The organism is Streptomyces sp. NPDC089424, from assembly GCF_044749345.1.
GTDB lineage: Bacteria > Actinomycetota > Actinomycetes > Streptomycetales > Streptomycetaceae > Streptomyces.
Map to the genome: position 1 here is coordinate 216,320 of NZ_JBIVHU010000008.1, position 24,670 is coordinate 240,989.

Annotated in this window: 4 protein-coding genes; all 4 read left to right on the forward strand. The window is 73.1% G+C overall.

Going from position 1 to position 24,670, the window contains the following annotated elements; translation table 11 throughout:
• Positions 1–19 precede the first annotated feature (19 nt).
• The 4 genes from ACIP2X_RS30100 (at position 20) to ACIP2X_RS30115 (ending at position 24,586) form a co-directional block, all read left to right on the forward strand.
• On the forward strand, positions 20–3,571 hold the full coding sequence (locus ACIP2X_RS30100) for an AAWKG family protein (protein ID WP_401678781.1): 3,552 nt from the start codon (positions 20–22) through the stop codon (positions 3,569–3,571).
• Positions 3,572–3,701: 130 nt separating this feature from the next.
• Entirely contained in the window at positions 3,702–4,157 is a 456-nt protein-coding gene (locus tag ACIP2X_RS30105) for a YbaB/EbfC family nucleoid-associated protein (RefSeq protein WP_401678784.1), read from the forward strand.
• 2 nt (positions 4,158–4,159) lie between these two features.
• Positions 4,160–4,537 carry a hypothetical protein gene (locus tag ACIP2X_RS30110; RefSeq protein ID WP_385376205.1) on the forward strand — a complete coding sequence of 126 codons (378 nt, stop codon included), beginning with the start codon at positions 4,160–4,162 and terminating at the stop codon, positions 4,535–4,537.
• An 81-nt stretch (positions 4,538–4,618) separates the two neighbouring features.
• The gene (locus ACIP2X_RS30115) at positions 4,619–24,586 is read left to right on the forward strand and encodes a hypothetical protein (RefSeq protein ID WP_401678787.1); all 19,968 of its coding nucleotides are present in this window, start codon (positions 4,619–4,621) and stop codon (positions 24,584–24,586) included.
• The last annotated feature ends 84 nt before the right edge of the window (positions 24,587–24,670 follow it).

Genomic DNA, 24,670 nt, shown 5'->3' on the forward strand with positions numbered 1-24,670 from the left:
CGACCAGAAAGGGAGCCCGGTGCCAGATCGGTACGATCCCAACTCCGCCGCAAACCTCGACAAGTTCGACAACGCAGGCGACCCGTCGACCGACACCTGGGCCACCCTGGTCACCCACATCACCGGCTATCCGGTGCCGGACCGCAACACCGTCTTCGACACGCTCCGCTCCGAACACGGCGGCAAGCTGTTCCGGATGGACATCCCCGAGCGCAGCCTCTCCCTGCTCGTCAAGGACTCCGGGTTCCTGACGAACAAGGGCGAGGACTACGACATCTGGTTCTTCGACAGCGGCAAGAAGCGCTCGATCATGCAGGCCCGCATCGTCTTCGAGGGCCGCGTGAAGGTCGGCGAGGAGATCATCTTCGCCGGTCCGGGCTCGGACAACGTCCACGACGCCCAGGTCCGTGAGGGCAACGAGTTCACGGACTACAACAAGGACAAGATGAGCACCATCCCGCTCGCCCGGTACATGAACGGGCCGCGGGCGGCGCTCCTGGCCCTGCTGGGCGGCAGCACGGCGGACGCCCGCTTCAGCAACCTCGGCGTGCCCGGGGCCGACGTGGTGGACCTGAAGTCCTTCACCACCACCGGCGAGTCCTTCGACTTCGCCGCCAAGTTCTTCAAGGACCACGCGGTGGTGCTGAAGGACTGGGAGGACCGCTTCGGACGGGACGACGCGAGCTGGAAGGGCGAGGCGGCGGAGGTCTTCCGGATCCTGCTGAAGAAGATCCGCGAGAACTACGACAGTTACGTCGAGACCTTCAACCAGAACCCCGGCTCCGGCAGCGAGACCGGCACCGGCAACACGGTCTACTCGCGCGCCCTCTCGCTGGGCCGCAAGTACCTGGAGGACTCCGCGACCAAGCTGCTGGAGGCCTGGCTGGCCTGGGCCAAGTCCCCCTACTACGACCCGCACCAGGTGCTGCGCTACGTCCTCGACGACCTCGCCCAGTGGGTGGACGCCAACAATGTCGCCAAGACCGACATCAAGTCGACCAGCACCCGCTACACCACGACCGTCAGCCACAGCCCGCAGGCCGGTTTCTCCCAGGTGCACCCCGAGTACGGCGACCTCACCGACATCGCGAACTGGGCGAAGGTCGGCGACAAGGCCGTGAAGATCTGGAGCCAGGGCGTCGACGAGTTCCTGGGCAAGCCCGCCGCCCAGGTGCAGTCGGCCCTGAACAACCACTTCCTCGACCTGGGTGACGACTTCTCCGACAACGTGCCCAAGCCGAAGTCGACCAGTACGGCCTCGGAGGAGTACGAGAAGAAGCAGCTGGAGGAGGAGAAGGAGGAGATCAACCGGCAGAACGAGGAGAACCGTAAGTACCAGGACGAGCTGCGCGCGGAGCAGGAGCGCCAGCGCGAGGAGGACCGCAAGTACCAGGAGGAGCTGCGCGAGGAGCAGAACCGCCAGCGCGAGGAGGACAAGAAGTACCAGGACGAGCTGCGTGAGGAACAGAACCAGCAGCGCGAGGAGGAGAAGCGACTCCAGGAGGACCTGCGCAACGAGCAGAACCAGCAGCGCGAGGAGGACCGGAAGTACCAGGACGAGCTGCGCGAGGAGCAGCGCCGTGAGCAGGAGGAGGCCCAGCGCGAGGCCGAGGAGCAGGCCAAGGCCATGCAGGAGAGCCTCGGCGGCATCAACGACCCCGACGCGGTCACCGAGCAGAACCTCGGGAGCCTCGACGACCTGCTGGGCTCGAACAACGTGGTCACCGAGAGCCCCGGCGACCTCGGCGACGGCCAGCAGTCTTTGACGGACCAGCCCCCGACCACCACGGACCTGGGCAACCTCGGTCCCCTGAACGTCGGCGGCGGCCCCCTGAGGACCCCGACCGGCGGCAGCACCCAGCTCAACGACGGCAAGCTCACCACCGACTTCCCGGACGGCAGCAGCACGAGCTTCGACCCCGACAGCGGGACGCTGACGACCACGCATCCGGACGGTTCGACCACGACGACGGATCTGGGTGACGGCGTCAAGGTGACCAACCCGGACGGGTCGGTGACCTCGCTCGGTGACGACGGGAAGCTGACCACGACGTTCCCCGACGGCACCACGCAGACCGTCGACCCGGCCACGGGGCAGACCACGACCACCGACCCGGACGGCACCACCACCACGACCGATCTGGGCAGCCTCGACGGCCTCAACAGCGGCCCGGCCAGTGACGGAGTGCTCGACACCCCGACCGGCGGCAGCACCCAGCTCACCAGCGGCGGCGACCTGACGACCGACTTCGCGGACGGCAGCCGTACCAGCTTCGACCCCGACAACGGGACGCTGACGACCACGCATCCGGACGGTTCGACCACGACGACGGATCTGGGTGACGGCGTCAAGGTGACCAACCCGGACGGGTCGGTGACCTCGCTGGGTGACGACGGCAAGCTGACCACGACGTTCCCCGACGGCACCACGCAGACCGTCGACCCGGCCACGGGGCAGACCACCACCACAGACCCGGACGGCACCACCACCACGGAGGACCTCGGGAGCCTCGGCGACCTCAACAGCCGCAACAGCTTCGGCGACCTGGGCGACCTCGACCTCGATCTGCCGACGCAGTCCGACGGCGACCTCGGCGACCTCGGGGATCTCAACAGCGACCAGGACGTGCTGGAGACCCCGACCGGTGGGCAGACCGAGCTGGTGGGCGACGACTTCGCCACCACCTTCGCGGACGGCAGCAGGGCCGTCTTCGACCCGGACACCGGGATGCTCACGACCACCGACGCCGACGGGTCGACCACGACGACGGACCTCACCCACGGCGCGAAGGTGACCAACGCGGACGGCTCCACCACCGTCCTCGACAACGGCCGGCTGACCACCACCTTCCCCGACGGCAGCACCCAGGTCATCGACCCGGACACCGGCATCGCCACCGTCACCGACCCGCAGGGCAACACGGAGACGGTGAACCTGCACGACCTCAACTCGTCCGGCGGCCGGGACGGTTCACCCGACCTCGACCTCGAGAGCCTCGGCGGCCTGGGCGGCCCGAGCGGCGACGGCGCCACCACCCGGGACCTGTCGCCGTCCGATCTGGGTCTCGGTGCGAGCGTCGGCACCGGTGCCACCGGCGGGGGGCTGTCCGGGACGGACGCCTTCTCCCCCGACGGCGTCGCGGGAGGCGGTGCCGCACCGCTCTCGGACGGTGCCTCCGGCGGCGCGGGCACCCCGCTCGCCCCCATGGCAGGGGCCCCCGGCGCGCCCGGCATGCCCGGCAGCCCCGGCATGCCGATGGGCGGCATGGGCGCGGGCGGCATGGGCGCCGGCGGCGACCGTGGCAACGGCGAACGGGTACGCGCCGTCCTGGTCGACGCGGCGGAGGAGAGCGAGCGTCGCAACCGCAGGCGGCGCAACCCGTGGAACCGCCAGGAGGACTCCGACACCTTCCTGACCCCGGCCTCCCGGGTGGCGACCACGGGCGGCGACTCCCCCGAGGAGGAGGCGGAGCCGGGCCGCAGGGCGACCAGTTCCGCGGACTACCTCGAGGAGGACGCGGACGTGTGGGGAACCGAGGAGGGCGGCACCCCGGCCGTCATCGGACGATGAGTGGCGCGCGGAGACGTATCCCACCCGGCCCCGGCTTTCGCGACCGTGCCCTCACCAGGCAGGATCAGCACGACAGTTGACGGAGATCTTCTGAGACCTGCAGAGACCGACGGAGAGGGGCGGGAGCGCCGTGACGGAACCGCTGGAGAAGCGCCTGGAGAAGGCCATGGCCGAGCTCCAGGCCGCCCAGGAAGCGGTCGCGCGCACCGAACGGGAGCTGCGGCAGGCGTCGTTCGCGGTGCTCTCCTCCGACCGCGCGGTCCGCGCCACCGTGGGCCCGCAGGGCGAACTGGCCGGCATCGAGTTCCTGGAGCACAAGTACCGCGACATGTCGCCCCAGGAGCTGGCCGCCAGTGTCCTGGAGGCGGCGAACGCGGCGCGCGTGAAGATGAACCGGCACGTGATGAAGGCGATGGCGCCCTTCACCGAGCCGAGCGCCGACGTGCCGGAGCTCAAGGGCTTCGAGCTGGACTGGGAGCGGATCTTCGGCCCCGAGGTGCTGCGCGAGGACGACGAGGACACGGAACGCGAGGACCAGGCGTCCCCCGCCTGGCGGGACGCGCTCGGCGAGGACGGGGAGGACTGACGATGGGCCAGCGCTACTACGTCGACCCACACCGCATCGAGGCCCTGGCGAGGCAGCTGGAGGAGATCGGCGACCTGGCCGGCAGCATCACCGAGGAGTTCCTCGACGAACTGGCGCCCACCGTCCGATGGCCGGGCACGGAGGGCGAGTTCGCCGAGAAGGCCAAGCCGCAGGAACAGAAGGAGCGGCAGACGACCAAGGAGACCATGATGTCCATCCGCGACGCGCTGGTGGGCATCACGGACGCCACGGTCGGCCAGGTCCGGATGATGAAGGACACCCGCGACCGCCACCTCGAGGAGATCGAGCGGGGCAACAACCGCATCGACACCCACGGCGTGAACGGTGACGGCGGCCCGGGCGGGCATGGCCGCCGCTGACCCGCGCACCGCCGGCCGCTCCCGCACCACGCCGGGAGCGGCCGCTCCGTCCTGCCCGCACGGTCTCCAGGACGGCCCCGGATGAGCATCCAGGCATCGCCCGAGGTCAACGCGATGATCTTCATCCTCACCGGGGAGAAGCTCATCGACGCCGACGAGGACCTCGCCTACGAGAGCCGCCGTCCCTACTCCGGCCTCGGTCGCAAGCTCGACCGGCTCTCCTCGCTGATCGACAAGTCGGTCCACGACATCGCCGAGGTGATGCCCGACGACCTCTCCAAGTCGTACGCCAGGGCGATGGGCATGCTCATCGACGACGCCGGCCGGAACTACCTGCGCGACTTCGCCGACCAGCTCGACAAGATCGCCGAAGGCCGGCGCAAGACCTCCATGGACATCATGGAGTCCAAGTGGCAGGTCATCGCCGAGGTCATCCGGCTGCTCATCGAGATCGCCATCTACCTGGCGATGTCCTTCTTCACCGGCGGTCTGTCGGCCAGCCAGATCATGATGGCCAAGCTGCGCAGCCGCTTCCTCATCCTCACCACGCTCAGCCATCTGCTCCAGCGGCTGCACATAGCGCCCTCGCTGACCGAGGCGTTCGCCGAGGCGTTCACCACCTTCGCGGTGCGCCTCGCGATGATGAACTTCGCCCCCGACGGCCGCCGCCCCGACGGCTTCGACTGGAACGACATCCTCAAGTCCGCCGCGTTCGGTGCCGCGGCCGGCTTCCTCACCAGCATCTTCGACAACTTCGCGAAGAACATCGTCAAGAGCTACGACCACAACTTCCTGAAGAACGGGCCGGACCTCGACTTCAAGAACAACCCCAACTGGCGGAACAACCCGGACCTCGACTTCAAGAGCGACGGCCCCACCCCCAAGCCGGACCCCGGCCCCGGACCCGGTCCCGGCCCGAACGACCGCCCCGGCCCCACCCCGAACGGCAATGGTCCCCACCTCACGAACAACACGCCACTGACGTTCCGCGACGGCCCGCTCTCCTTCCGGAACAACCCCGACCTGTGGCGCAACAACCAGATCCTGCGCAACAACGCCGACCGCCCGGGCGCGCTGGCCGGCCACTACGGGCTCAAGGGGACGGCCGACTTCCTCGCCGCCGGCGCCGGCGAGGCACTCGCGGAGATCCTGATCAAGGGCGCCTTCGACGGCGACTGGTCCACCAGCTGGTCCACCTTCGTCGGCGCGGGCATCAGCAGCCAGGTCGAGGCCACGCTCACCGACACCGCCCTGAACAGCGGGGCCGAACTGCGGCACGTCATCGACAGGTTGCGCAACCAGCCGCCGCCCACCGTCTCCGCCGACACGGACGGGGACACGGACTCGCGGGACACCGCCGGTTCCCCCCGCTCGCAGGACGGCGACGGCGCCGACCGCACCGGCGCTCCCTCGACCACGGGTTCCACCGGCGGCGCCACCCCCGCGGACACCGGCGCCGACTTCGCCCAGGACCCCCCGCCGTACACGCCGCAGGACCCGCCCGCCTACACCACCCAGGACCCGCCGCCGTACTCACCGGGCACGCTGCCCGTCACCGCCGCCGAGAACGCGCTGTGGCAGCAGGTCCACAACGGCCCCGCGGAGGTCCGCGAGCAGGCCCTGCGCGACCTCGCCGCCCTGCGCGGCGCCCAGCCGCCCGGCAGTACGGAGATCGGCGTCCGCGACGGCCTGCACACCGATCTGTCGCAGCTGCCCGAGGTCAGGGTCGTACCCGCCGGGAACGGCCCCGCCGCCGAGGTCGACGCCGACCAGGTCCGCCGCGCCCTCGACGCGTTCGGTACGCCGGTCACGGTGGAGACCCCGCTCACCTCGGACGTCGAGGTGCCCGGGCAGGACGAGCGCACGGACGTGTCCCCGGGCCCGGGGACCGGCGGCCCGGTCGCCTCCCAGAACCCCACCGGCGCCACCACGCCCGGCACGGGCACCAGTACGCCCGGCACGAGCACGGGCACGGGCACGGGCACCGGCGGTCGACCGGGTGCCTCCACGGAGTCCACGACCTCCACGTCCTCCGCTCCGGAGACCATCTCGTCCACGGAGGTCGACTCGTCCACGGCGAGCGCGACCTCCACGGACACCACCGCCCCGTCCGACCTCGCCGCCGCTCCGCCCAAGGTGGACACCACCGGCTCGTACACCGCGCCCGACGACGTGAACGTGACCGGCGACGTACGGGACAGCGACGACGCGCGTGACACCGGGCACGTGACCTCGGCGCCGCCGCTGACGATCGTGGTGTCCGAGGTGCCGCCGCCGGGGGAGGGGTCGCCGGAAGCCGCCGACCTGCTGGACCGGGCCGGCACGGACCGGGCCGTGGTGCTCGGGCCGGCGGGCGCGCCCGACGGTTCGGGACGCCCGGTGCGTGCCGCCGTGGAGCTGACCCGCGAGAGCCCCGGCGCCCCCGTCCGGGTCCGCCCGCTCACCGCTCCGCCGCTCCCGCCGGCGCCGGACGGCACCACGCAGGACACGCGCGGCGCCTTCCCCGGCGCCGACGTCCTGCTGCCGCTCGCCGATGCCCTCGGCACCGAGGTCCGCCCCGCCACCCTGAGCGACGCGACGACCGACGGCGAACCGGTGACCACCCCGCGGGCCGAGCCGCCGCCGAAGGCGCTCAAGGTGGTCACGGAGACCTCCACCCCGGTACCCGGCGACGGCACCGCGCAGGACTCCACCGTCCGCGCCGAACCTCCCGCCGCCAAGCTCGCCACCTTTTCCCGGCCCTGGACCGAACCGGCCGCCGACCTGCACCTGGAGTCGGGCCACGAGGACGGCGAGGACGACGGCGCTCCGCCGCCCCCGCCCACCACGCCGGACCGGTCCATGCCGGACCGGTTCACGCCGACCCCCCTCGTGGCGGCCCCGCCCCCGCCGCCGGCGCGGATCGTCGTACGGCCCGCGGACGGCACCGGCACCACCGACCAAGGGAACGGACCCGCCCGGACCGCGCACGAGCCCGCCGTCACCACCCTGGACGGCCTCACGGTGCCTCTCGCGCAGATACGGCGCTGGGTGCCGGACGCGGCCCACACGCCCCGGCCGGGGCGTGCCGTACAGATGTTGACCATCTCCCAGAGCCCGGCCCAGGACGACACGGCCCACGGCGCGGCCCGGCGGGCCCTGCTGGGCCAGGACACCTTCCGCGGTGTGCGCACGACCTCGGCGCCCCTCCCCACCGCTGCCACCACCACCGGTCCCACCGACCCCGATCCCCCCGCGCCCCGCACGGTGTTCACCGGCCCTCCGGCCCCACTGCCCGGCTCGGGCACCGAGCGCGGCGCCGACTACTTCGCCGGGCACGGCACCCCCCGTACCGTCACGCTCGGGACCGACGACGTGGCGCACCCGACCGTGAAGGTCAGCGGCGTGCAGCTCGGTGAGGTGCTCAAGTCCTGGGCGCGGGAAGGCGATCAGGACCGCCCACTGGTGCTGTTCTCCTGCGAGACGGGACGGCAGCCCGAGGTGGCGGGGCTCCCGGTGGCGCAGCACGTGGCCAACCGCACCGGTCGGCCCGTGTACGCGCCGACCACCGAGGTGGGCACCGCACGCGACCGGGACGGCGACGTCCGCGCCGTGCTCACGGAGGGACCGGACGGACCGGGCCGGTGGCGGCTGTTCACCCCGGAGCCCGGCGGCGCCGACCTGGACGGGCTGGCGCGCGACGCCGGCCTGCACGCGGGCCCCGAACCCGCCGACGCCTTCGCCCGGGCCCGTACCCTCCAGCAGATCCGCACCCTGCGTGACGCCCTCGGCCCGGACGCCGAACAGCGCCCCGAGAACCGGGAGTTGCTCGCGGCGCTCGCCTATGTGGACGGTCTGCGCTGGCTCAGCCCCGACACCGCGGCCCGCTACGGCGACGGACGGATGACCCCGGACCTGCTGCGCCGGATGGTCGTCGACCGGCGCGGCACCACGGCGGGCACCACCTCCGACCCGGCGGCCGCCCCCACCGCCGAGGAGTACACCGGATTCCTGCGCGCCGCGGCCGAGTTGCGAGGCACCGCCGGAGGCGGGACCACGCTCGACGCGCTGCTGCCCCCGCCGCCGCCCGCCCTCCCGCCGCACACCCTGGTCTCGCCGGAGGACGTGCGGGGCCTCGCCTACGCGCCCTCCGCCCGGGTCACCTGGTCGCTCTCCAGCACCCCCCTGCCGCTGTCCGAGCTGGCCCTGAGCCCCGAGGACACCGCCGAACTCGCCCGCCGCAGACCCGATCTGGCACCCGCACCGGGCCGCCCAGAGAGCCTCGCCGAGGACCTGGACCTGTTCAGCAAGGGTGCCGCCACGACCCCCGACCCGGCGGACACCGTGCACGCCGACGGCCTCGCCCTGCGGCGGCTGGAGACCCGCGCGGACGGGAACTGCCTCTTCCGCGCGCTGCTCGACAGCGCGCGCGGCCAGGACGTACCGCCCGCCTGGGCGGCGCGGAACGTCGCGGGGCTGCGCCGCCTGCTGCGGGACCGGATCACCGGGTCCGAACTGGCCGCCGCCGCCGCGGAGGCGACCCCGGACCCGGTGCTCGCCGTGGTGGACGACCTGCGGATGACCGCCCTCGCCGGGGTACGGGACGCGGACGCGCGGCGCCGGATCACCGAGCGCTGGAACCGGATCGCGCGGACCGTCGTCACCGACGGCGACGCCCGCCAGTGGCGGCGCATCCTGCGCGACAGCGGCTACCCGCACCTCGCCGACGTGGCGCCCACACCCGCCGACGCGCGGCGGCTCGGCACCGAGGAACTCCTCGCCGCGGCGGCCGAACTCCCCGAGTTGTGGTCCTCCCCCTTCGCCGACCTCCTCCCGCAGGCGCTGGCGCACACCCTCGACCTCGACCTGCGGCTGGTCCAGCCCGACCCGCAGGCGCCCGGGAGCACCCTCGTCACCACCCTCCACCCGGGCGGACAGGGCGGCACTCTGCACCTCGCCTACAACGGCAGCGACCACTACGACGCCCTGGTCCCGGCCACGGCACCGCTCACCCCCGTGCCCGACACCGGCACCACCGGCCCCGAGCCGGTCACGCAGGAGACGGAGGACTCCGGCCCCTTCGGCGAGTGGCTGCGTGCCATGGGCGGGATCACCGACCTCGACAGTCCCGCGCCCGAGACCCCCGACCGGGGCGACCCGGTGCCGCTGGAGACCCAGCTCGAACGGCACCGTCCGGCACGGCTGCTGACCGGCCCGGACGCCCGGCCGCCGGGCCCGGCTCCGCGTACCGTCACCTTCGAGGACGGCAGCAGACTGCCCGCCGTACTGCTCAGCCCCGACTCCGAGCCGGGCGCCGGGAGTCCGGGCGGCCGTACCGGCACCACCCCGACCGGACTCCTCACCGGGCCCGGTGTCCTCACCCTGCGCTCGCCCGAGCAGGTGGCCGCGGAGATCCTCGGGAAGCTGCCGAAGAAGCTGCGCGCCCGGTTCGACGAGACGGAGCTGCTGCGCCTGCTGACCGACCAGCCCGGCGCGTTCACCGCGCCGCGCGGCGCGCGCCTCGTGGGCCGGGAGAAGTCCGGCGTCGGACTCGAGATGACCGTCGAGGCCGTCCCCTACCACCGCTGGGAACGCTTTGCCGACGTCGGCGGCGGCACCGTCCGGCTGGACACCATGCGGCGTGGCCAGGCCGGTACGGGCGGCGGGCGCAGCGTCGGCCACGGGCGCCGGATCGCCGCCGCGCTGAGCATGGGCCCGCCGCTCAGCTGGCTGCTGAAGATCGGCGTCTCGCTGGGCTGGACCCGCAGGACCGACTACACGCAGGGCACCCAGGCCTACCACCAGACCGAGTACCGCGCCGTGGAGGGCTCCCACCTGCACCTGGACGACGTCCACTACCGGGTGCGGGTGGACCGGGTCACCGAGGTCCCGAAGACCTCCGGGCCTGGCGACACCGCCCCCGACACCGTCCCCGCGACGGCCCCCCGCTGGCAGCGCACCCCGGCGCACACCGCGGAGTTCGCCATGCGGGACGGGCTGAGCTGGCGGCTGCCGGACGACCTCACCGTGCCCTTCAAGGGCCCCCGCAGGGCGCCCGAGACGCTCACCTTCCCCGACGGGGTCGAGCCGCGCGTCACCGACACCACCGCACTGCACCTGACGGACCCGCCGGAAGACCTCGCGCTCGCCGTCTCCGGCGCCCGGCCCGGCAGTTCGGCGCACCGCACGCTGGTCTCGTACGTCCGGCCGGGACGGCTGCTCGCCCTGTTCGGCCGGTTCTCCGGTCCCGTGAGCGGACCCGAACTGACCCGGGGGAGCGGACAGCACCCGCTCGGGCACCTGATCGTCGAGCGGTCGATACCGCACCGGGCCACCCTGGTCACCGAGTCCGTCAAGGCGGAACTGCGCGACCTCACCCAGACCACGTACCAGAACGAACGCGGCCACGCCCGCGACACCCGCTTCGGCATCCAGGTCACCTCCGGGCCCAACTACACCCTCGTCGGTCCGGAGACCGACGTACGTCTCCAGGGCGGCCCACTGGTCCGCGCGGACCTCAGCACCGGACGGGGCCACTACCTCGGCACCGACGCGGCCCGCAAGACCACCGGACGCGTCCGCAACCACCCGGTGGCGCTCTACCGGGTGGAGCGCACCCTGATGGTGCGCAAGGCGGGCGAACCGCCCTCCGCGGCCCGCCCCGTCCGGGTGGTCAGCCTGGACTGGATCTCCACCCAGGACGCCCGCCGGCTCGCGGGCTGGGACAGCCGTACGCCCGGCCGGACGGGCCCCGACCCGGACGCCGAGCCGCCCGTGCCGTGGTACCTCACCCGCGAGGACCCCGTCCACCTCAGCGGCCAGGTCCGCGCCGAGGGCTTCCGCCCCGACCGCACCCAGAACGCCGTACCGGGCCGTCCCGCCCCAGAAGGCCGTCCCGCCCCACCGGACCCCATGCGGGCCTTCGCCGACTCGGTACTGGACACCCTGCACCGCTCGTACCCGTCGCTGTTCGTCCCGCCGCTGATGCTGCGGCACCCGCGACTGGCGAAGTTCTGGTACGGCGACGGGCGGATGCGGACCGCGCTGCACAACGACCGCCAGGTGCGCGAGGCGCTCAACCGGCCCACCCTCGCGCAGAGTCTGGACGATCTCACCACCACCGGTGTGCCGGTCACCCTCACCGAGGACGGCAAGGTGCGCCGCGGCCACCACACCCTGATCCTGCGGGCGCGGCTCTCCGACCGGCGCTTCGAGACCACCATGAGCGAACGCTCGCTGCGCAACGCGGTGATCGGCACCGAGATCTCCGGCCAGGGCCAGCAGGCGTCCACGACCCTCTCCAGCGGCGTCGAACTGGGCATCTCGCCCCGGGACCACGACAAGGTGCCGGGGGCCGGGGTGCCCCGCCAGGCCGGCAACGTCTCCCTCGGCATCCGCTACGCCAAGACCGACCAGAAGGCCACCCGCAGCACGGTCGCCGTCACCCACGACCACCTGATGTTCCAGAACGGCGCCGACCTCTACAGCTACCAGGTGGAACTGGGTGCCTCCTTCGAGGGCCACCGGCGCCCCCGCGGGTGGGCCCGCCTCGCCTCCGTCGGGCTGCTCGGCGCCGGCGTCTTCGTCAGCAAGGTCGAGGAGCGCCCGCTGTTCACCCGGGGCAGCGAGACCGTGGGCCGGGTGGAGCTGGCCGTGCCCGCGGCGCACGGATCCGACCGCCACGCCCCCGCCGACCCGCCGCCCGGCGGCCCGGCACCGGCGACGCCCGCCCCCGCCCCCCGGCGGCTCTCCGCCACCGAGGCCGACCAACTCCTCGACGGCACCCGCCCGCTGCCGAGAACGGACGCGGCCGACCAGCAGCTCACCGGCAAGCTGCTCAGCGCCCCGCACGTGGTCCTCAGCACCGAGGGCGGCCCCGCCCGCCAGCAGCTCGCCCAGGACACCGCCGACCGCGCCTCGGGCACGTCCTGGCACGTCGGCGCGCCCGGCGCCCCGGTGCGCACCGCGCTGCGCCGGGCGATGGCCGACCTCAACGTGGCCGGGCAACTCGGCCAGTACCTGGGGCCGTTCGGTGCCCGCGTCACCGGACTCAACGGCGCCGGGCCGCTCCAGACCCACTACCTGAAGGCCGCCGTCCGCGGCGAACTGCACAACCTGCGCGTCAAGAGCGACCCGAAGCCCGCCACCCTCGAAGCGACCATCGGCAACGAGCACCGCGTCGCCGCCGGCGCCAGCACCGTCTCCCGCACCACCCTCGGCCTCCAGGGCGCCGACATGCCCCTCCAGCAGGCCCCCGGCGGGCCGCCGGTGGTCGGCTCCTACGCGACCGCCCTCCAGTACGCCTGGGGCAAGGGCCGCAGCGTCTCGCAGACCCTCACCCGGGGACGCAACACCACCCTCACCTACGCCGGGCGGATGTACCTGGTGGTCGCCGACGCGGCCGAGACCGTCGCCGTGCGGGACCGCTGGACGGCCGCCATGGGCGCGGTCGGCACCCGCGCCGGAGCCCGGATCAGCGGCGCGGCCGGCCGGCTCTCCGGGCGCCTGGGACGCGGCCTGTCCCCGCGCCGGGCCGCCGCCGCCCTCCACCGCGTCCGCGACGCGGTGATGTTCCACCTGCCGATGCAGGACGCCATCGAGACCGGGCTCGCCCCGGACGGCCTGGGCACCACCACGCCGCGCAACCTGGGCGGCGGCTACCGGCTGCCGCCCTTCCTGCGGGGCCGCCGCTTCCCCACCCACCCCAGCGGACGGCTCGACGCCGGCCAGGCGGCACGGCAGCTGATGGGGCGGCTGGAGAAGATCGGCGTACCCTCGCACGACCGGGAGCAGGTCCTCCAGCGGCTCTCCCCGGACTTCCTCCGCGCCCATCTGCACGAGCTGACGACGGACGGGATGACCCTGCCCGTCCGTCACCGCACCTGGTCGAGCCCGCTCCGGCTGCCGGTCGGCGGCAGCCCCGGACAGGTCCGGTTCAAACTGACCCCGGTCACCACCACCGTGGAACGGCTGCGCACCGGCATCGAGCTGGAGGACTACCGCACCACGGCCCGCGACGACTCCGCCGCCGGCTCCCAGGACCGCGGCGCCGACGTGACCCTCAGCGCCTCCGAACGCGCGGCGGGCGGCGGCGTCCTCGCCGCCGCCCCCTCGCTCCAGGGCACCGCCGCCAAGCAGCGGTCGAGCACCCGCACCGAGACCGCGGGCAGCACCGCGATGCCGAACATCGCCACCACCCAGGCGCACGCCGAGATCGTCACCAGCTACGTCCTGACCGTCACCATGACGGACGCCACCGGCCGGCCGCTCTCCCCACGCGCCTTCGCCCCGGTCGGCAGCCTCCACGAGATCCTCCCGGCCGGCCTGCTCACCCCGGACGGCGACGGCGCCGACGGCGCGCTCACCGAACAGGACGTGCCGGAACCCGAGCGCGCGGTAAGGATGCTGACGGCCGATCAGGCACGACCCGAGGGCATCTCCTCCTGGCGCGGCGCCGACGACCCGGACGTGCTGACCTTCGACGACCGCATCGGCTCCGGCATCCTCGCCGTGGACATCCGCGGCGCGGCCAACGTGCACGACGCCCTGACGCTGGCCACCGCCCGCGCCGACGGCCTCGGCGACGGCGACCTCGGCAAGCGGCACACCGGCAAGGTCCTCACCGAACGCGTCCGCATGGCCCGCCTCACCCCCCTCACCGGCCTCGGCACCGCCCCCGCCCAGGCCCAGCAGGAGGCCACCACCCAGGTCGGCCTGACCGCCGGCTTCCGCGAGGCGCTCGGCGCGAGCGGCACACCGCTGCCCACGCAGGCCTCAGCCCGCCTCTTCGGCCAGTCCCACACCGCCGACTCCCGCCTCTACGCGAAGATGCACCGCCGCGGCGCCCGGCTGCTCGCCGTGGAGAGCAAGCCGCGCATGGAGGCCATGCAGCGCACCAAGACCTCCGACGCCATGGAGGCCGGCATCACCGACAACGTCGAGGGCACCGTGGGCACCTCGCCGCTGGCGGGCAACAGCAACGCGGGCGTCACCAACCCGGGCGCGAGCGTCCCCATCGGCGGCGCCAACGACGGGACCGCCCTCAAGGGGACCGTGGACACCACCCTCGGCACCCACCTCAAGGTCGTCACCGACCGCAGCATGCTCTTCGCCGTGCCGGTGAGCTGGCTGACGGTGGCCGAGGTGGACCACCGGGTCACCGACAGCCGCCCGCTGCACGCCCTCGGCAAGGCCGAGCGCGGTCCGCGTGCCGCCGAGGCCGAGACCACCGCCCTGGTCTGGCTGCGCGAGGACATCGCACGCGACCACGGCCTCCTGGACGACACCACGTTCCCCGACGAGGCCGGCGCGGCCTGGGACGACATGGCCAAGGCGGCCGCCGACCTCGCCGCGGCCGACAAGGGGTACTACGACGCCCGGGCGCGGGCCCGCGAGACCTGGCTCGACCTCAGCGCGGAGGAACAGGCCGCGCTCGGCGACGACCACCCCGACCGCCCGACCGTCCTGCCGCGGGCCATGGCACAGTCCCCGGCCGTCGCCGCCTGGCAGGCCGCCCGTGAGGACGTACGCCGCTGGGAGGAGCGCGCCGGCGCGGCCGCCGCCGACCACCACCGCCTCCACCTCGCCGCCACCCGCCTCACCGCCCACCACCAGGGTTCGGCCACGGTCCAGGTACCGGACCGGCCGCAGGCGTACACGACGCCGGACTGGCGCTCCGAGGCACCCGAGCCGTACACCGTCACCGACGGCACCGGCCCCGGCCCGCGCACCCTCGCCTCACCCGACGGCACCACCGTGCGCGAGCTGCACGACATGCCCCACGATGGCGCCTCCTTCTTCCACGCGCTGCTCGCCGCCGCCGAGGCACGGGGCCGGCTGCCCCATCTGCTGGGCAGCGGTCCCGCCGACCGCTTCAGGGCCGCGCCGGGCGACCCGGCGGTCACCGAGCAGGCCGTCCGCGCCGCCCGCGACCGCCTCGCCTGGGCGCTGGGCGAGGACAGCAACACGGACCTGCTCGACGCCCTGGCCCTGGACGCCGCGGACACCTTCACCCAGGACGAACTGGACGTCGCCGGGGTGCGGCTGACGCCGCCGCAGCAGGCCGAGTTCGACGCGTTCGGCCGCCTCCCGCAGACCTTCTGGCCGACGCCCGCGCAGCGCGTGCGACTGGCCACCGCGGCGATGCTCCGCCCCTTCACGAGCGAGCCGCACCCGGACGCCGGGCGACCGGACGGCGAACCCGCCCCGCCCGAGCGCCGCGCGGGCGACCACGGCGGCGCCGACCTGCTGCCCGCCCTGGCCGCCCGGGTCCTGGGCACCCCGCTCACCGTGGTGACCGGCGAGGGCCACGCGCAGCTGTTCCTGCCGCACGGCACCGACCCGGCCGCCGTCGACCCGGCCGGCGATCCGGTCCTGTTCACCGCCGACGGCTACTTCCACGCCGCCCTCCCGCCCGGCACCGCGCCGCCGGTCGCCACCGCGCTTCCCGCTCCCACGGCCACGACGGACGCCGGCAGCAACGCGGTCACCACGCCCGCCACTTCGGGGCGGCCGCCCGCGCACCGCAGCCACGCCACCCCGCCCTGGCTGCCGCCCGCCGACGGCGAAGGACCGCGCTACCGCCTCGCCCGGGACGGGGTCCTCACCGCACCCGACGGCGCCACCTACACCCAGGGCACCCCCGCCGGCCGCGGGAACGGCTTCTTCGCCGCGCTCTCCACGGCCCTGCGCCAGGCCGCCGACCAGCCCGGCCCGGACAGCCACGAGGCGACGAGGCTGCGCATCCGCGCCGGATCCCCGCCCGCCCAACTGATGCGCCTGAACGGCCTTCCGGGCGACCCGGCCGAGCGGGACTCCCTCTTCACGCCCCCACCGCTCCGGCAGCGCCGCGGCGAGGCGGCGCCGACCAGCCAGGCCCGCGACGGCCACCTGCGCCGCCACCTCGCCGACGCCCCCTGGGGACCCGACGCCGACCGTGCCGTCGCCCGCTGGGCGGCAGCCGCGACGGGCACCACCGTCACCCTGGTCGAGGAGAACGGCACCGCACACACCTACCCCGGCCCGTCCGGCGAGAGCGGTCCGCACCTGCGCCTGCGCCGCCGCGGCGGCGACTTCGTCCCCCTGATCCCGCGTACCCCCGCACCTCGGCCGCCGGGGGACGAGCAGGACCCGGCCGCGGTCCCGCTGCCCCCGTCCCCGCCGGGCGGCGACACCCCCGGCTTCCCCGCCGAGGAGGAGGCGCTCGACCTGAGCACGCTGTCCGGGAACGCCCCCACCCCGGACGTGGGCGCGGAGTCGGACGCGGAGACGGACGCCGAGATGGACCTCGGCTCCGACGACGACCGGGACGACGGCGCCGACCCCGCGCCCGAGGAGACGGCCGTGCTCACCGGCCCGGAGATCGGGTTCGCGACCGAGTTCGCCGACCTGCTGACCGAGCCCGACCTCCGCGTGGACGCGCTGCTGGACGTGGTGCGACGGCGCAACGCCCGCCTCGGCGGCTACCCGGACGTCGCCTTCGACAGTGCCTTCCACGAGGTCACGGGCTTCGGCGTACCCGAGGCCCTGGACCTCGCCGAGCAGGACGGCAGGCTCCGGAGTGAGGAGTACGACGCCCTGCGGGAGGCGCTCGGACTCGGGACCGGCGGCCCCTTCACCCAGACCCGGCCCACCGGCACCTCGCCGCGCGACCGGGAGGTGACGCTGCGGATGCTCGACCGGGTGGCCCGCCTGGTGAAGGACGTCCTGCGCGAGGAGAACCGGCAGGTGGACGCCCAGGTCACCCCGCACATCGCCGTTGCCCTGCTGCCGGACGGCTCCCTCGGCATCGCGGGCAACACCGGCGCGAAGGCGCTCACCGGCGACCAGGCGGCGCTGGTGGAGCAGGAACTGCGGTGGTTCGTCACCGGTCAGCAGCCGGCGGGGACGGCGCAGCAGCGCAAGGTGGAGAAGTGGCAGCAGGACGAGCGCGCGCACCGCGAAGGGGCGGCCCGACTCGAACAGCGCCGGGCGGAACTCGACCAGCGGGACGAGGAACTGACACGGCTTCGGACGCTGCTCGACGAGCGGTACGAGGCCGGGGACTGGAACGACCGGCTCCAGCAGCAGTGGGAGGCCCTCCCCGAGGCCACCGAGGCGCTGCGTCAGGACCACGAGCGCCTGGCGGCCGACCAGCGGCAGTGGCGCCGGGACGAGGGCTGGCTGGCCCGCCGCCGCCCGGCGATGGCACGCGAGATGCGCGACCGCACCAAGCTGCGTGCCCTGGCCACCGGCTGGTACCGCCTCTACCACCCCGGCTCGCCCGAACTCGACCTCGTCAAGCGGGCGTTGGCCAACCCGGTAATCCTCAACGTCAGCGGGCGGGACGAGACGGAACCGGCCGTGTCCTACGGCTCCGAACACGGTGAACTGACGTTGCTCGGCCACTGGATGGAGCACTGGCGGCGCCACCCCGGCGACCCGGCCGCCCCGCGGACGCTCCCCCTGGGGGGCTTCAAGATGGCCTGCGCCGCCTGCGACCTCGCCTACCAGGCGGTCAACGAGCACATCGGGCGCCCGCTGGGCCACCGGGTACAGGCGTCCGGGACCCACGGCACCTTCTTCCCCGGCTGGCGCATGCCCCGGTGGATGCTTCAGCACGCGGGCCTGCGGGAGTACATCAGCGACCACGCGGAGAGCATCGGCGCGACCCTCGACCCCAACGGCGTCCTGCACGGCGACCGCTCCGGGACCGGGGACCCGCAGAACCCCGACGCCTCGTCCTCCGAGTACGAGTCCGGCGGCGAGGAGATGGAGCTGGACGCCGCGACGGACGACGCGGCGCCGAGCACGGCGGCGGTGGGCCCACGCCTGCCCCGGAACCGGTCCACCGAATCCCCGGCGGCGACCGCCCCGGCCCCCCGGGGCCCGCGGGACACCCGCCCGCGTTTCGTGGTGCGGTCCGGCTTCGACGCCCGCCGCTTCCCGTACCGGGGGGAGCGGGTCACCGACCTCACGGTGCGCCTGGCGATACGGGGCCCGGAGGGCCAGGCGGCGCACGTCCGCGACCAGCTCGACGCGGGTGTACGCGACCTCCTGAACGACCCCGCGTACCGGCTGCCGAACGGTGACCGTCTGCACGTGACGGTCGAACACGTCGATCCGTCCGAGAACCCCCATCTCACGGTGGATCTGGCAGGCCGGGACCGGGCGATGGACCAGCACACGTGGTGGGCGGACGCCGACCCGGTGCACCTGGTCCATGAACTCACCCACCAGTTGGGCCTGCGTGACGAGTACCGGGACGCCGACTCCCCGCACCGCCCGCACATCCCGGGCAGCCTTCTGGGCGACCTGGACGCGCCCCCCGAGGACTCCTCCCTCGCCACCGCCGGCCTGCGAGGCCGTCACCTGGCGCTGCTCGGCGCGCTGGTGGGCGAGATGACCCCGGCTCCTGAGCAGGAAGTGGAGCAGAGCTGGGCCGACGCCCGGGGAGCGACCTCCCCGATGCTCCGCGAGTCGGTGTGGGTGGACCCGGTCTCCTTGCCGCGGCCTGCCGACGGCACGGACACCGCAGAGGTCCCGGCGCACATGATGCAGACCCCGGCCCTGACGCCGTTCAGGTCGGGGAACTTCGAGTTCACCAACCTCAAGCACACGAACGACCGGTACCGCGACAAGGCGATCCGGATCATCGAACTGCTGCGCAAGCACGACACGATCCGGGACTACATCGGCACCCGCCCCTGCCGCATCACCCTGCACCTGCGCACGACCGAGACCCCGGCCGACGTGACCGACCTCGGTGACGAGGGCGTGCAGATCAACCTGGCCAGCTACTACTTCGAGAAGTACGACGTGGGTTACATCATGGGGATGCTGGCCCACGAGATCGGCCTGCACCCCCTCGCCTCCCGGGACACGAACATCCCCGACGAGGAATCCATGTTCGCGGGCGTCCCGCTGACGGTGCCGGGGCTGGCGGACCTCAAGAGCCCGCGCACCATGAACACCGAGGGCGCGGGCCAGGCCGACCACGTCATGGCGGCGTTCCCCAGCAGCACGAGACACCGCACGTACCGCGACATCGTCGCGAGGATGGCGCATCTCCTGGCGGAGGAGGCCGCGGCGGGCGAGGAGGGCGCGAGCACCAGGGACGTCACCGATCTGATCGACTGCTACCTGATGGACCTGGCCACGATCGCCGTCACCAACGACAACCGCAAGAGCGCGGCCTGGGAGCCCCGGTACACGGCGAGGGTCTACAACGCCTACAAGGAGATGTTCGCCGCCCAGCTCGCGCAGGACAGCCCGGTGCGGCCGCTGCTCCCCGTGGACAAGGGCATGTTCGGCGTCACGAACAACTTCCTCGGCCTCGGTACGAGCTTCACCTTCAACAACCAGGGTGACAGCATCCAGACCGTCGGCCCGCGACTGCCCCGGCCGGACTCCGGCACGGAACCGTCGTCGCGCGCGCCGAGGCCGCGGGGCCGCCGCGACAACCGCCCCCGTTTCTCCGTCCGTTCGGGATTCGACGCGCGCCGGTTCACCTTCGACGGCGAGCCGGTCACCGACCTCACCGTCCGTGTCGCGCTGCGCGGCACGGACGGACAGGCGGCCCAGGTGTTCGACCAGCTCGACGCGGGTGTCACCGAGTTCCTGAACGGGCGCCGCCATCGCCTCCCCAACGGTGACCGACTGCACGTCACCGTCGAGCACGTCGACCCGTCCGAGAACCCGCACCTGACCGTCGACCTGGTGGACCGGGACCGGACGATGGACCAGCACACCTGGTGGGCCGACGCCTCCCCGGTCCAGCTGGTCCACGAACTGAGTCACCAGCTGGGCCTGCGTGACGAGTACCGGGACGCCGACGCCCCGCACCGCCCGCACATCCCGGGCAGCCTCCTGGGTGACCTGGACGCGCCCCCCGAGGACTCCTCCCTCGCCGCCGCCGGGCTGCGCGGCCGTCATCTCGCCCTGCTCGGCGCACTCGTCGGCAACGTGCCCTCGCAGCCTGGGCGAAACGGGGAGCGGACCTGGGATGCGGCACGCACCGCCACCGCACCGGTCACCCGCGAGTCCGTCTGGGTCGACCCTGTCTCCCTGCCCCGACCCGCCGACGGCACGACGGCCTCCGAAGCGGCGGCCCGCATGCCGCAGACCGCGACCCTCACGCCGTTCAGGTCGGGGCGCTTCGAGTTCACCAACCTCAAGCACACGAACGAGCGGTACCGCGACAAGGCGGTCCGGATCATCGAACTGCTCGGGGACCACCCGACGATCCGGGACTACATCGGCACCCGCCCCTGCCGCATCACCCTGCACCTGCGCACGACCGAGACCCCGGCCGACGTGACCGACCTCGGTGACGAGGGCGTGCAGATCAACCTGGCCAGCTACTACTTCGAGAAGTACGACATCGGCTACATCATGGGCATGCTGGCCCACGAGATCGGCCTGCACCCCCTCGCCTCCCGCAACCGGGACATCCCCGACGAGGAGGCGATGTTCCGGGGCATCCCGCTTCCGGTGCCGGGGCTCGCCGACCTGCGGACGCCGCGCACCATGAACACGGACAGCGCCGGCCAGGCCGACCACATCATGGCCGCCTTCCCGAGCAGCACCCGGCACCGGATCTACCGCGACATCGTCCTGAAGACCGCCGACATGCTGGCCGAGGCCGCGCGGGACGGCGTGGAGGGGGCCAAGGCCAAGGACGTCACGGACCTGATCGACTGCTATCTGATGGACGTCGCCTCCATCGCGATCACCAGTGACTACCGGATGAACGCGGCGAAGGAGCCCGGCAACACCGCCAAGGTCTACAACGCCTACAAGGCCCTGCTCGCCCAGCACATGGCCGAGGACAGCCCCGCCCGCGCCCTGCTCCCGCCGGACAAGGGGCTGTTCGGCGTAGTACGGGACTTCGCCCAGCTCGCCACCAGCCTCGCGACCAACAACCGCGGCGACAGCATCCAGCAGCCCGCCCCGGCGGACGAGGCCACCCCACGGCTCCCGCGCCCCTCCGAGCCCCCCGCGCAACAGACCGCGTCGCCCACGTCCCCGTCCGTCCGTGACAGCCGCCCGCGTTTCGTGGTGCGGTCGGGCTTCGACGCCCGCCGCTTCTTGTACCGGGGAGACGGGATCACCGACCTCACCGTCCGCGTGGCGATGCGCGGTACGGACGGCCAGGTCGCACACGTCCGCCATCAACTCGACTCAGGCGTGAGGGAGTTCCTGAACTCTCCGGCATACCGCCTGCCCAGCGGCGACCGTCTGAACGTGACCGTCGAGTACGTTGACCCGTCCGAGAACCCCCACCTCACGGTGGATCTGGCGGGCCGGGACCGGGCGATGGACCAGCACACCTGGTGGACGGACGCCTCCCCGGTCCAGCTCGTCCACGAACTGAGTCACCAGCTGGGCCTGCGTGACGAGTACCGGGACGCCGACTCCCCGCACCGCCCGCACATCCCGGGGAGCCTGCTGGGCGACCTGGACGCGCCGCCCGAGGACCCCGCCCTCGCCGCCGCCGGGCTGCGCGGCCGTCATCTCGCGCTCCTCGGCGCGCTCGTCGGGCACGTGACTCCCGCCCCCGAGCCGGTCACGGAGGGGACCTGGGACGACACCCGCACGGCGAGCGCCCCCACCCTCCGTCAGTCGGTCTGGGTGGACCCGGTCTCACTGCCCCGCCCGGCCGACGGCGCGGCCGAGGTGCCGGCGCACATGATGCAGACGCCGGCCCTGACGCCGTTCAGGTCGGGGAATTTCGAGTTCACCAACCTCAAGCACACGAACGACCGGTACCGGGAGAAGGCGGTCCGGATCATCGAGCTGCTGCGCAAGCACGGCACGATCCGGGACTACATCGGCACCCGCCCGTGCCGTATCACCCTGCACCTGCGCACTACGGAGACCCCGGCCGACGTGATCGACCTGGGTGACGAGGGCGTGCAGATCAACCTGGCCAGCTACTACTTCGAGAAGTACGACATGGGTTACATCATGGGGATGCTGGCCCATGAGATCGGCCTGCACCCCCTCGCCTCGCGCCGGACGGACATCCCCGTCGAGGAGTCCATGTTCGACGGGGTCCCGCTGGTGGTGCCGGGCCTCACGGATCTCGCGAGCCCGCGCACGATGAGCACGGAGGGCGCGGGCCAGGCGGACCACATCATGGCGGCGTATCCGAGCAGTACCCGGCACGGCATCTACCGGGACATCGTGGTGGAGATGGCCGAGGTCCTCGCCGAGGACGCACGGGCGGGGGAGGAAGGGGCCCGGTCGCGGGACGTCACCGATCTGATCGACTGCTACCTGATGGACCTCGCGACCATCGCCGTCACCAACGACAACCGCCGGGGCGCCGCCTGGGAGCCGGGCAACACGGCGAAGGCCTACAACGCGTACAAGGAACTGCTCGCCGCCCGACTGCCGCAGGACAGTCCTTTGCGGCAGCTGCTCCCGCCGGACAAGGTCTGGTGGAAGGTCACGGGCAACTTCCTCGGTCTCGGCGCCAGCTTCACGTTCACCAACCGCGGCGACAGCATCCAGACCGCCGCCCCGCGCCTGCCCCGGCCCGGCACCACCCCGGACGCGTCGCCCACCGCCCCCACTCCGCGCGGGCAGCGTGACAGCCGCCCGCGTTTCGTGGTGCGGTCGGGCTTCGACGCCCGCCGGTTCACCTTCGAGGGCGAGCCGGTCACCGACCTCACTGTCCGTGTGGCGATGCGGGGAACGGACGGCGAGGTCGCGCACGTCCGCGAGCAACTCGACGTAGCTGTAATGGAGTTCCTGAACTCTCCGGCATACCGCCTGCCAAATGGTGACCGTCTGCACGTGACGGTGGAGTACGTCGACCCGTCCGAGAACCCCCACCTCACGGTGGATCTGGCGGGCCGGGACCGGGCGATGGACCAGCACACGTGGTGGGCGGACGCCGACCCGGTGCACCTGGTCCACGAACTCACCCACCAGTTGGGCCTGCGTGACGAGTACCGGGACGTCGACTCCCCGCACCGTCCGCACATCCCGGGCAGCCTTCTGGGCGACCTGGACGCGCCCCCCGAGGACTCCTCCCTCGCCACCGCCGGCCTCCGAGGCCGTCACCTGGCCCTGCTCGGGACGCTCGTCGGAGACCTGCCTGCGGCGCCCGGACCGGCCACGCGGGAGCAGACCTGGGACGACGCCCGCTCGGCGAGCGCCCCCACCCTCCGTGAGTCGGTCTGGGTGGACCCGGTCTCGCTGCCACGACCGGCCGACGACGCCGCACCGGAGGTCCCGGCACGCATGCCGCAGGCCCCGACCCCCTTCAAGTCGGGGAACTACGAGTTCACCAACCTCAAGTACACGGACGACCGCTACCTCGAGAAGGCCATCCGCATCATCGAACTGCTGGAGGCGCACCGGACGATCAAGGACTACATCGCCGGTCGCCCCTGCCGCATCACCCTCCACGTGCGGACGACGGAGACCCCGGCCGACGTGATCGACCTGGGCGACGAGGGCGTGCAGATCAACCTGGCCAGCTACTACTTCGAGAAGTACGACATCGGCTACGTGATGGGCATGCTGTCGCACGAGATCGGCCTGCATCCGCTGGCCTCCCGGAACGGGGACATCCCCGACGAGGAGACGATGTTCCAGGGCGTCCCGCTCACCGTTCCCGGGCTGGCGGACCTGAAGGCGCCGCGCACGATGAGCACGGAGGGCGCCGGGCAGGCCGACCACATCATGGCGGCCTACCCCAGCAGCACCCGGCACCGGATCTACCGCGAGATCGTCGTGGAGATGGCGCAGGTCCTCGCGCGAGGCGGGACCGGGACCGCCGCGGCCAAGGACGTCGCCGACCTGTTCGACTGCTACCTCATGGACGTCGCCTCCATCGCGGTCAGCAACGACCACCGGCTGAACGCGGCGACGGAACCCGGCTACACGGCACGGGTCTACAACGCGTACAAGGAGATGCTCGACGCCGCGCTGGCGGCCGACCCCGCCCTCCTGCCGCTGCTGCCGCTCGTGCCCTCGAACAAGACCATGTTCGGCGTCATGAACGACTTCCGCCGCATCGGCACCTCCGTCGCCCTCAGCAACCGGGGCGACAGCATCCAGCAGCCAGACACGCCCTGACCCCCCGGCCCCTGCCGCGGGGGCACCGGGCCCGGTTCCCGACGTGCAGGCGATGAGGGCCGCGGATAGGCTTTTGCGCAGCAC